10 protein-coding genes are annotated in these 12,025 nt (G+C 45.5%); 5 read left to right on the forward strand and 5 right to left on the reverse strand.

Annotated elements, in window-relative coordinates; all coding sequences use genetic code 11:
- Positions 1 to 20: 20 nt before the first annotated feature.
- From NBH15_RS01020 to trhA, 3 genes are read left to right on the forward strand one after another with little or no spacing between them, the layout of a single operon-like run.
- Positions 21 to 2,231, forward strand: coding sequence for a heavy metal translocating P-type ATPase (locus NBH15_RS01020; protein WP_250821787.1), 2,211 nt, complete (start codon positions 21 to 23; stop codon positions 2,229 to 2,231).
- Between the two features lie 19 nt (positions 2,232 to 2,250).
- The gene (locus tag NBH15_RS01025) at positions 2,251 to 2,457 is read left to right on the forward strand and encodes a heavy-metal-associated domain-containing protein (protein ID WP_128133580.1); all 207 of its coding nucleotides are present in this window, start codon (positions 2,251 to 2,253) and stop codon (positions 2,455 to 2,457) included.
- 6 nt (positions 2,458 to 2,463) lie between these two features.
- Entirely contained in the window at positions 2,464 to 3,123 is a 660-nt protein-coding gene (gene trhA, locus NBH15_RS01030; RefSeq protein ID WP_122327448.1) for a PAQR family membrane homeostasis protein TrhA, read from the forward strand.
- Between the two features lie 76 nt (positions 3,124 to 3,199).
- Here the strand turns inward: trhA and NBH15_RS01035 are convergent, their stop codons facing one another.
- The 5 genes from NBH15_RS01035 to NBH15_RS01055 form a co-directional block, all read right to left on the reverse strand.
- A complete protein-coding gene (locus NBH15_RS01035) occupies positions 3,200 to 4,519 on the reverse strand; it encodes a TldD/PmbA family protein (RefSeq protein ID WP_128133578.1) in 1,320 nt (439 codons plus the stop codon).
- 1 nt (position 4,520) lies between these two features.
- Entirely contained in the window at positions 4,521 to 6,053 is a 1,533-nt protein-coding gene (locus NBH15_RS01040; RefSeq protein WP_007656925.1) for a TldD/PmbA family protein, read from the reverse strand.
- 6 nt (positions 6,054 to 6,059) lie between these two features.
- A complete protein-coding gene (locus NBH15_RS01045; protein WP_250821788.1) occupies positions 6,060 to 7,301 on the reverse strand; it encodes an anaerobic sulfatase-maturation protein in 1,242 nt (413 codons plus the stop codon).
- 200 nt (positions 7,302 to 7,501) lie between these two features.
- Positions 7,502 to 8,512: an N-acetylmuramoyl-L-alanine amidase family protein gene (locus tag NBH15_RS01050; protein ID WP_250821789.1), complete on the reverse strand. Its 1,011-nt coding sequence runs from the start codon at positions 8,510 to 8,512 to the stop codon at positions 7,502 to 7,504.
- A 457-nt stretch (positions 8,513 to 8,969) separates the two neighbouring features.
- Positions 8,970 to 9,794, reverse strand: a complete 825-nt coding sequence (locus NBH15_RS01055; RefSeq protein WP_250821790.1) for an exodeoxyribonuclease X C-terminal domain-containing protein — start codon at positions 9,792 to 9,794, stop codon at positions 8,970 to 8,972.
- A 194-nt stretch (positions 9,795 to 9,988) separates the two neighbouring features.
- Here NBH15_RS01055 and sucC point away from each other — a divergent pair, with 194 nt between their 5' ends.
- Together sucC and sucD are read left to right on the forward strand one after the other, a co-directional pair.
- Entirely contained in the window at positions 9,989 to 11,128 is a 1,140-nt protein-coding gene (sucC, locus tag NBH15_RS01060) for an ADP-forming succinate--CoA ligase subunit beta (protein WP_250821791.1), read from the forward strand.
- Positions 11,129 to 11,141: 13 nt separating this feature from the next.
- The gene (sucD, locus tag NBH15_RS01065) at positions 11,142 to 12,005 is read left to right on the forward strand and encodes a succinate--CoA ligase subunit alpha (RefSeq protein WP_250821792.1); all 864 of its coding nucleotides are present in this window, start codon (positions 11,142 to 11,144) and stop codon (positions 12,003 to 12,005) included.
- Positions 12,006 to 12,025: the final 20 nt, after the last annotated feature.

A 12,025-nucleotide genomic window follows, 5' to 3' on the forward strand; every position in this document is an offset into this window, starting at 1 on the left:
GGTATAAAATAAACATAATAATGAAAGATGTAGAAAGTAAGGTACTGCCCGTCCTTGAGATGAGTTGTGCGGTTTGTGCCAATAACGTGGAGAGTACCGTCAAGGCACTACCCGGAGTAGAAGAGGCATCTGTTAATTTTGCAGCGAACACTTTATCAGTTACATATCATCCTTCGGTAATCAGTTTACAGAAAATGCAGGAAGCCGTACAGGCTGCCGGATATGATTTGGTGGTTGAGGCCGAAGACCCGCTGGCCGTACAGGAAGAGATGGCGCGTAAGCATTATAAAAAACTGAAGCGGAATACAATCGGAGCATGGATATTATCAGTGCCTTTGGCTTTATTGGGGATGGTGTTTATGCACATGCCCTACGCCAACTGGATAATGATGGTGCTGGCATTGGCTATTATGGTTCTGTTCGGGCGATCGTTTTATGTGAACGGCGTGCGCCATGCACTGCAAAAGAGTGCCAATATGGATACTTTGGTGGCCCTCAGTACTTCCATTGCTTTTATATTCAGTTTCTTCAATACGGTTTATCCGCAGTTCTGGATTGAAAAGGGATTGGAGCCGCATGTGTATTATGAAGCCTCAGGGGTGATTATCGCCTTTGTGCTGTTGGGCAAGTTGATGGAGGAGAGGGCGAAGAACAGTACTTCTTCTGCTATTAAAAGCCTGATGGGATTACAGCCTAAAACGGCCCGTCTTGTAACTGACGGAAAAGAGGAGGAAGTTCCTATCTCTTCTTTGAAAAAGGGAAATATTGTAAGTGTTCGTCCCGGTGAGAAAATACCGGTGGACGGAACTTTGCTGCAAGGCTCTTCTTCCATAGATGAAAGCATGTTGAGCGGGGAACCGATTCCTGTGGAGAAAGTTGCCGGTGACCGGGTTTTGGCCGGAACAATCAACCAAAAAGGTGCTTTTACGATGGAGGCGACCGGAGTCGGGAATGAAACGGTTCTGGCGCAAATCGTCAAGATGGTGCAGGCTGCCCAGGGAAGTAAGGCGCCCGTGCAACGTATAGTTGACAAAATAAGTGGTATATTTGTCCCGGTAGTCGTTCTCCTGTCTATCGTAACGTTTATCTGCTGGATGGTGATTGGCGGTGGGGATTATTTTTCTTATGCACTTCTTTCAGCTGTTTCAGTATTGGTGATTGCCTGTCCGTGTGCCTTAGGGCTGGCAACTCCGACGGCACTGATGGTCGGGATGGGAAAAGGAGCCGAACGGCATATCCTGATAAAAGATGCTTATGCTTTGGAGACTCTTTGTAAAGTCGATACGATTGTACTGGATAAGACGGGGACATTGACGGAAGGGATTCCGGTTGTCGTGGATTCCTGCTGGCTGACAGAATCGAATGTCTGTTATCTGGATATTCTCTATACTGCGGAATTGAAATCGGAGCATCCGCTGGCGTCTGCCATTATCCGTTGGCTGGAAGATTCGGGAGTCTCTACGTGTGAAGCCGGTAATTTTGAAAGCCTTACCGGCCGGGGAATCCGGATGGAAGTCAATGGTGTTACTTACTGGGTTGGAAGCCACGGATTGTTGGAGGTATTCGGTTCGGAGATACCGGATGACACTATGAAGCAGATACGTAAATGGCAGGACAACGGAATAAGCGTCGTTTATTATGGCGAAGGTAACCGTTTGCTAGCTGTACTGGCTATTTCAGACCGCATCAAACCGACATCGGCTGCGGCTGTAAAGACCCTGACGGATATGGGAATAGAAGTGCATTTGTTGACAGGCGATGGCGTGAAGACGGCGGAAAGAGTGGCTGATACTTTAGGTATAAAATATTTTAAGGCCGAAGTGATGCCTGATGATAAGGAAGAATATATCATGGCTCTTCAGAAGTTAGGAAAGAAAGTAGCTATGGTAGGTGACGGCATAAACGACTCGCAGGCACTGGCTCGTGCCGATGTGAGCATTGCGATGGAAAAAGGGACGGATATTGCAATGGATGTAGCGATGGTGACATTGATAACATCTGATTTGTTATTGTTACCGGAAGCGATCAAGTTGTCGAAACGAACAGTGCGTCTGATTCATCAGAATCTGTTTTGGGCCTTTATTTACAACCTGATAGGAATACCTTTGGCGGCCGGCGTTTTGTTCCCGGTAAACGGGTTGTTATTGAATCCGATGCTGGCAAGTGCGGCGATGGCCTTCAGTTCTGTTTCTGTGGTGCTTAACAGCTTGAGACTGAAATTTATGAAGTAATAGTATAAACAAAAAAATTATGGCAACAATGAAATTTAAAACAAACGCAAAATGCGGTGGCTGCGTGGCTGCTATCGGTGCTAAACTGAATAAGTTGGTGAAGGAAGATGAATGGTCTGTCGACCTGAAATCGCCGGATAAGGTTTTGGAAGTAACAGCGGATGTTCCTGTTGATAAAATAATTGCAGCAGTAACAGATGCCGGTTTTAAGGCTGAACAATTGTAACCTGCAATGGTCAAGACCAAACAAAGACAAACTTATGGTGAAGAAGTAGCCAATGTGCTGACACACGGTGCAGGAATGATTTTTGGGATAGTTGCTATCGTATTATTACTGATAGCTTCTATCCGTAATGGAAATCCTTGGGCAGTGGGCAGTTCGGTGGTTTATGCGCTTAGCATGACGCTCTCGTATGTCACCTCTACATTTTATCATGCTTCGTCCCATGCGCGGCAAAAGAGATTACTGCGTCGTTTTGACCATAGTGCTATTTATCTACATATTGCAGGTACTTATACGCCTTTTACTTTGGTAGCGCTCCGGCAGGAAGGCTACTGGGGATGGATATTATTTGCAATTGTATGGACTGCTGCCGTTATCGGTGTTTTTCTCAGTTTCAAGAAGATGAAAAAGACCGATCATCTGAAAACTACTTGTTATCTGGCAATGGGCTGGGTGGTTATTATTGCTTTCAAGCCTTTGGTTGATGTCTTTCAACGAACGGATTCAATGGATGTGTTGTACTGGCTGATTGGCGGAGGATTGTTCTATACGGTAGGATGCGTTTTTTATTTTTTCGATACATATAAATATATGCATCCGATGTGGCATTTCTTCGTTCTAGGCGGTAGCGTCTGCCATTTTATTTCGATTTATTTATTGATAAGATAAAAGAAAAGGATATTGCATAAGTGTTTGACAGTTACGGTGTCAGCTGCTTTTGCAATATCCTTTTTCTGAATAAGTATTATAACCCGCTGAAATCAACGCCATCGAAAAGTAATGACGGAATACGCCAGCTGGAGAACAGGCGAGGGTCGTTTCCTACTTCTGTCAGATTATTCCATAAAGCAATCATGTTTCCGGTTGCATTCATTTCTGAAATCGGCTGGGTCAATTTACCTTTTTCGATGAGGAAGCCTTCCACGCCATATGAGAAATCGCCGGTTGTGCTGTTGCAGTTACCTCCGTTGAAACCTGTAACGAGAATACCTTTATCTACTGAAGCGATAAGGCTGTCCGTATCTTTATCGCCCATCTGCATGGTCAGGATGGAGGGGGAGGCAATAGTCGGCTTCACTTTCATCTTGTTGGCTGAATAGGTATCGATATAATAGGTCTTCAATACTCCGTTTTCGAATACGGGCATCCGTTTGGTGGCAACACCTTCACCGTCGAAATAACGGGCGCCGGATGCTTTGATAAGATGCGGCTCGTCTATGAGGGTCAGTTTGTCTCCCAATACTTTCTGGTCGAGCTTATCCAATAAGAAAGAGTTTTTCTGCTGGATGGAAGAACCGTATAAAGCATCGATAACAGGAGATAACAAACGGCCGGAATTCATGTTGTCGACAATCATGCGATATTTGCCGGAAGCCACTTTCTTTTGTCCCAGCTTGCGGAAAACACGTTCCAATGCCTTCGTACCCAATCCTTCCTTAATCATCGTATCGAAATACAGGGAAGAATCGTACCAGTAAGATTCGGGACGGGCATCGCCTTCGCCACGGATACTGACGCTGGCAACCAAGCTGAAAGAAGAACCACAGGCTTCACCTTCGAAACCATTGCTGGCAACCATATATTTAAAGTCTTTCTCATCGCTGTAAGAAGAGTTGGCAGAAATGATACGGTCGTCTTTTCCCATCATTTCTTCACAGGTCTTCATGGCCAACGATACTTTTTCGTCCGGCTGTATGGAGTCGAATTTCGGGTCAATCAGTTGCAGGTCGGTACCGCCACCTTTGTAGTACAGGGAAGCGTCAGGCAATGTACGGGCCTTGTCTTCTGCCAGGTAACGAGTTGAATCGATTCCGTTACGGATAAATTTTTCTAGTTCCTTTTTATCCAAGCGGTTGGTGGAGAAAGAACCGTAACGGCCATCGACAAACAGATGGATAACCAGACTGTTTTCAGAAGCCTGCTGTAAGCGGTCAATCTTCATGTCCCGGATTTCGAATGAACTGCTGGAACCATTATACAGCGTTACCCGTGAGGACTGGCAACCGTTCTTTAATGCGAACTCCATGGCCCATTGGGCCAGTTTCTTATTATCGTTAGTTATCATATCAATTTTCTCCTCCTACAGTAAGTTTACTAACCAGGGCGGATGGCATACCGCAAGTTACCGGACAGGATTGTCCGTCTTTGCCGCATGTCCATGTGCCGTTATCCATCTTATAATTGTTGCCCACCATGGTGATGTCGGCTAAGGCTTTCGGGCCGTTACCGATGATGTTGATATCTTTGATCGGCTGTGTCAGTTTTCCGTCTTCAATCAGATAGCCGTCTTTTACAAAGAATGTAAAGTCGCCTGCACCGATCTGTACCTGCCCATTGGTAAAGCTGGAGGCATAGATACCTTTCTTTACAGTTGAAATCATCTCTTCTTCCGTCACGTTTCCGGCCTCCATATAAGTGGCACGCATACGGGGGATAGGCATCTGGCGGAACGACTCTCGACGTCCGTTGCCTGTAGAAGGGATACCATAATGTTTCGCACTGATGCGGTCGTGCAGATAACTCGTCAGGATACCTTCTTTCACGATATATGTCTTTTGTCCTTCCACACCTTCGTCGTCGATATTCACGGAACCACGGTTGAACGGGATTGTACCGTCGTCAACCACATTGATATGTTCGTTGCAGACTTTCTTATTCAGCTGGTCGGAGAAAATGGACGTGTTCTTGCGGTTGAAGTCGGCTTCAAACGCATGTCCGATGGCTTCGTGCAACAGGATACCTGAACCACCGGCACCCATCACGACAGGCATTTCGCCGCCTTTAGGTTTCACGGCCTGGAAGAGGATAGACGTTTTTTCTACCGCCTCTTTTGCTACTTCGGCTATGATTTCGTCGGTCAGGAACTCGGCACCCATACGGAATGCGCGGGAAGCGTAAGAGTTTTCAATCTTACCGTTGTCTTCCATGATGCAGACGGCGCCCAGGGTTACCATCGGACGATAGTCGTAATATGTCTGTCCTTCTGAATTACAGAAAAAGATGTGCGACGTTGTATCTCCGAGAGAAGCCATAACCTTATGGACACGTTTGTCGAGTGCAAAAATCTGGTCGTTCAGTTTTTGCAGGTAAGGCGTTTTCTGGTTGACGGCAATCTCGTCCCAAGGAGTTTGCACACCATAATAATTATTGATAATCGGTTCTTCAGTCAGTTTGGCCGGTCCTTTTCCTGCAGCGCCGTTAGCGATACGGGCAGCCGTACGGGCGGCTGTCAGCATCTCGTCGAGCGAGATATTTTCAACGTAGGCATAACCTGTCTGGTCTCCGGACAAGACGCGTACGCCCATTCCGAAATCTATGTTTGAAGAGGCGCGGTTTACCGCACCGTCTTGTAAACCGATGTTGTTTCGATAAGAATGTTCGAAGAAGAGGTCTGCATAATCTCCTCCTTTTTCCAGTGCTGCGTTCAGCACTTTTTTCATATCGCTTTCGCTTAAACCGAAATGGTTTAACGCAAACGAGATACCGGCAGCTTTATCAGCAGTACTACCGGCACAACCTTCTAAAAAAGAAGGAACTGCCAGTGAACCAAGCATAACCATACCTCCTGTTTTAATAAAATCACGTCTGTTGTATTTCATATTGTTTTATAAAATCTCTCTGTTTTCTTTTGCCCATTGCATCACGTTTGCGGGCGGACGCTGAGCCAATAATTCTTTTTTCATAAAATCCATATAGGGCGCTACGTGCCTGAAATATTTTTTGTAGCCTTTGCACAGATAGTTTAATCCCGGTTCGCCGCTGGCTGTATGCAGGAAGCGGTTTTTGGGACATTCTCCGTTGCAGGCAAAGAGGTATTCACATTCTTTGCATTGCACCGGCAACTTGTCGTATTTATCAGCTCCGAACTTTAACTGGTTCTGGCTGTACATCATTTCCGTTAGTGTCTGCGTGTAGATGTTGCCCAGTTTGTATTCGGGGAATACAAAGTGGTCGCACGCATAAAGGTCGCCATTGAATTCCATCACGCTGGCATGTCCGCATGTCCGGGCCAGGGTGCATACGCCCGGCTGTTCTCCGACCCAGTTTGCCAGTGTGGCATCGAATAACTGGATATAGTAATTTCCCACATCTTCTTTCAGCCATTCATCGAAGATGGCACAAAGGAAATCACCCCATTTTTCGGAATCGACGGAGAAGGGGGCCAGTTTTATATGGGCATCCTGTTGTTCCGGCGAAGTCAGCGTTGTCCCGTCCGTGTGTTGTCCCAGCCGTTCCACGATAGGGGCGAACTGGATATAATGACAATCTATTTCTTTGAAAAAGTTATAAAAATCAAGCGGATAATCGACATTGTAATCGTTTACGACTGCCATTGCATTGTATTCTACCTGATGTTTTTTCAGCAACTCGATTCCCTTCATCACTTTGTAGAAGGAGGGAAGGCCCTGGCGGTTCCGGCGGTATTCGTCGTGAAATTCCTGCGGGCCGTCGATTGATATTCCAACCAGAAAGTTGTTATCTTTGAAGAAACGGCACCAGTCGTCTGTCAGCAACGTCCCGTTTGTTTGGATACAGTTGTCTATCTGCCTTCCACGGCCGTATTTCTGTTGAAGTTCGAGTGCTTTTTTGTAGAAACTTATCGGACGCATCAGGGTTTCGCCGCCGTGCCAGGTAAAAAGTACCTGAGGCATTGTCTGGCATTCCAGATAATCTTTGATGAATTTTTCCAGCAGTTGCTCGCTCATGATGTGATTCTTTACTTCCGGATACAATTTCCCTTTTTCCAGGTAATAACAATACTCGCAGGCCAGGTTACAAACCGAACCTACCGGTTTCAACATCACATAAACGGGTTTTGCAAAAGGAGATATGTAAGAATTATTCATGGTGTTTTAAAACGATTCAACAATAATCTCACAAAGGTATGTATTTTTTATGGAATAACGGTTGTTCTTAAGGGGTAATAATTAGAAAAAATTGAGCTGTCCGATTATCGACCAGCTCATTTTCGAAAGAATGTTTGTATATATGTTTTGTCATTAAAACACCAATGTTTCAACAATGGTTGTCATATACCGTCTCCCGTTTATTTCAGTTTTTTCCTGTAACGTTGGTAATCGGTCATGAAGCCTTCGCAGAGCCAGTTTGCTAAAGCCTGGCGGTTGTCGCTGAGAATGAAACGTTTCTGGTCGAAGCTGTTTTGTATGTTGCCGAGTTCGACAAAAACGGAGGGAGGCGTTGTTTTTCTTAAAACATACAGTCCGCGCTGGCCGACTGTTCCGGTGAATCCGCGGCCGGGCTGATGTCTGTTGTATTTGTGCTCAAAAGTCGATTTCATTGTCTTTGACAGGTGTTTGCTTTCCGAATTTTTGTCCTGATAATAGAAGAAAACATCTGTCTGGTGACTTTTACTGCGGCTGTCGATATGCATGAAGATGGCGCGTTTGTATATTTCTTTGTCTTTCTTGAATAAAGAGTTGATTTTGTCGCACCGTTGTTCAAGACGGCGGAACTGGTTAAACGGTATCGGGTCGCCCATGCATGTTTCACGTTTACTGTTTTTCAGAAACTTGTCGTTGCGGATACCGTCTTTGGCATCCTGAATGATGATGTGCACTTTGGCGCCCCGCATCAGCAGGTTACGGGCCAGGCGGAGCATGACGTCGTAAGCATATTCGTCTTCGTGAAGTTCTACATTGCCCATTTTACCGATGGCTCCGGGGTCGGGACCGCCATGTCCGCTCACCAGATAAAAGCAGCAGTCTTTCAACTCGGAGGACGTGACTTTGTATTCGGCCATTTCCTTGCCGAATAAGGGCTCGTAATTAGGTTTCCTTGCCGTGGCCGCTACCCCCTTTAAGGGCGGCAATTGGTATTTAACGCCCATTTTCAGGCTATTCCCATTGCCGAGTTTTGTCTTGTTCAGTTTTACGAACTCATCATGATACTCTTTTCCGACACGATTATGGCGTTTCAGAAAAAGGGTGATGCCTTCTCCCTTTTTGGGAAATGCTTTCTCTTGGGCAAAGAGAGTGCCGTTGAAAATAAAGAGTGCAACGAATACAAATAGTACGAGCGTTATTTTTTTTGTAAACATGTTTTTCGGTTATAATGCGGTAAAGATAGGAAAAGCTGCTAAATAACAGAAATATCGGGAAAGAAAAAAGGATATTCGATTTTTTCCGCTCTCGCGCACGTGTTGTTGCTGTTGTTGTTACTTTACTATTTTTTACTTTGTGTACTTAAAGTCCGTTTTTGGGGAGTTTCGGACTCGGAAACCAGGGCTTCGGGAGAATTAACTATTGTTAAATTGGTGGTATGTGCGTGATATACAGCGTGTTGTTTCTTTTTTGTAAAAATGCCATTTTATATGTAAAATAAGTCATAATCATCTCTTCGCGTATTTTCTTCTCTATAATATATTTTCCTCCTAAAACAGGAAGAACACCACACCCGGGAGAAAATAAATTTTCATCCGAATGAAATCGAAATTTCTCCCGGATGAAATTAAAAATGGATTCGAGTGGGATTTTTACCTGTCAAATGTTATTGTATTATTTCATTTTTATATATCCCAGCTTCGTATAACGGATATTCCGGGAAGTATAATGCTTGATTACTTTGGCCGAACGGATATGCATGATTTCTCCCGCCTGATAAGCATGGTCGGCATTACTTAACTTACCGCTTTCCAGGCTACGGTCGGATGCCCGGATGGTGAAGAAAAACAGATTGCCGGATTCATCCGAAGCAACAATTTTCTGGTCGACGTAAAAATGGGTGGTTCCCCGGATTGAACGGGTTTTGTACGGATTGTCTTCCACTTTCACCCGCCGGACGGAAAGATGCAAATCGTTTAATTTCTCATCTATCGTTCCGATAAAACGGCTGACAGGCACTTTGTGCATGCGGGAAGTGTTCAGGTCCTGATATATCCATGAATAGGTCGCTGCCAGTTCCTTGAAACGTCTTTCGCTTTGTACGCGTGCTTCATATTTGTTGGCAATCCAGGTAATATATTTAGGGTCGATGGCAGCCACTTCAAACAGATGATAACCACGGTATTTACCAAAAGAGATAATGTCGTCGGCATTATGTGAGATGGATTCCAGTCTCATTTTAACCGTCAGCCTGGCGAAAGAGTTGGCTGTCGTTTTCATCGCTTTTTCCACTGAATTTATAGCGTTCACATCCAGTGTGGAGAGAAAAACATTCGGATGAAATTCCGCTGTCGGGTTGTAGAACCAAAGTGTGTAATAAGCCGTTTTTTTATTCGGCAAAAGTATGAAATACATACCTTTATCTGTGTTTCTGCCTTCGTTAAACGTATTCAGTTTATCCAGGACAAATTGCTCAATATAACCTGAAATATTATCCATAACTCATCCTCCTCATATTCTTCCCTAACAAATATAGGAAAAAGAAACGAGTTTTCCTAATAAAAGTCCGGTTAATACAGGTTGTTTCTCCTTTTGTGCTGGAAAACAGCCGGATATATATGGAAACTTCAACAACTTCTTCATTTATTTATCTGTTATAAAAAAAGAGTGAATACCACTAAATTATTTACCAGATGAAGATACACGAATATCAGGCGAAAAAATTCTTTTCAGACTATGCGATTCCAGTGGAACGGCACATTCTGTGTAACACGGTGCAAGAGGTTACGGCTGCTTTCAGTCAGCTGGGGAATGAAAAGGTTGCAATCAAGGCACAAGTATTGACCGGAGGAAGGGGAAAGGCCGGAGGTGTTAAACTGGCAGGCAATGCGGAAGAAGCATTGCAGCACGCCGAAGCGATTCTGGGCATGATGATTAAAGATTTCCCTGTCACCCGTGTGATTGTGAGCGAGGCGGTGAATATCCATCTTGAATATTATGTCAGTTTTGTTATCGACCGCAATTCCCGTTCAGTTGTCCTGATGATGAGTGCGGAAGGAGGGATGGATATTGAAGAAGTGGCTCGCCGGAGTCCGGAAATGATATTTCATTTCCGGATCGACCCGCTTATCGGGATTCCGGATTATCTGGCACGCCGTTATGCCTTTACCTTGTTCGATAAGATAGCTCAGGTGAACCAGATGGCTGCGATTATCCGGAATATGTACCAGCTTTTTATCGAGAAAGATGCTTCTCTGGTTGAAATCAATCCGTTGGTTATGACAAAGGACGGGGTCCTGATGGCTATTGATGCCAAGATGACGTTCGATGATAACGCGTTATACCGCCAGCCTCGTGTCTTGGCCCTGTTTGAACCGACAGAGGAAGAAAAGACGGAGGCGCAGGCGAAGGAAAAAGGTTTTAGTTATGTGCATCTGGACGGCGGGATTGGTTGCATGGTGAACGGTGCCGGACTGGCGATGGCTACGATGGATATGATTAAATTGTATGGCGGAAACCCGGCTAATTTTCTGGATATAGGCGGAAGTTCGAATCCTGAAAAAGTGATTGAGGCAATGAAGCTACTTTTAAAAGACCCGCAGGTAAAGGTTGTGCTGATAAATATTTTCGGAGGCATTACGCGTTGCGATGATGTTGCCTACGGGCTGCTGAAGGCTTTTGAGCAAATTGATACCGATATTCCTGTCGTTGTCCGCCTGACAGGCACGAATGAGAAGGAGGGGCGCGATTTGTTGCGTGACACTCGTTTCAAAGTTGCCGAAACAATGGGAGAAGCCACTCTGATGGCTGTTGAAGCATCACATAAACAATAAAAGAAAAGTCACCATGAGCATATTGATAAATAAATCGACCCGGCTGGTCGTGCAGGGAATAACCGGACGCGACGGCCTCTTCCACGCACTGAAAATGAAAGAATACGGAACCAATGTCGTAGGTGGTACCTCACCGGGCAAAGGCGGTACGGAAATCGAGCATATCCCGGTTTTCAATACGATGTACGATGCCGTACAGCAAACACAGGCTAACACTTCGATAATATTCGTCCCTGCCCGTTTTGCGGCAGACGCTATTATGGAGGCGGCCGATGCCGGGATTGAGCTGATTATCTGTATCACTGAAGGAATCCCGACCGTCGATGTCATAAAAGCCTATCGTTTTGCCCAACTGAAAGGGGCAAAGTTAATTGGGCCGAACTGTCCCGGATTGATTTCACCGGGTGAAAGTCTGGTCGGAATCCTGCCGGGAAAGGTTTTCACGAAAGGTCATACGGGGGTGCTCAGCCGTAGCGGGACACTGACCTATGAGATCGTTTATCATTTGACGGCCAACGGTATGGGGCAGTCTACCGCAGTAGGAATGGGAGGCGACCCTGTCGTCGGCCTCTATTTCCGCGAACTGCTGGAGATGTTCGAGAAGGATTCGGAAACGCATTCAATCGTGATAATCGGAGAGATTGGAGGAAATGCCGAGGAACTGGCTGCCGATTATATCCGTAGGCATGTCACCAAGCCGGTGGTCGGCTTTATTGCCGGCCAGTCCGCACCGCCGGGTAAGCAGATGGGACATGCCGGCGCTATTATTTCCGGAGGGGCCGGTACGGCAGTCGAAAAGATACGTGCTCTGGAAGAAGCAGGAATAAGGGTTGCCAGCGAACCAGCTGAAATACCGGAACTTTTACGTTACAAATGAAACTTTATCCTTATCTTTGT

It is taken from the genome of Parabacteroides caeci (genome assembly GCF_023656795.1).
GTDB classification, from domain to species: Bacteria; Bacteroidota; Bacteroidia; order Bacteroidales; family Tannerellaceae; genus Parabacteroides; species Parabacteroides segnis.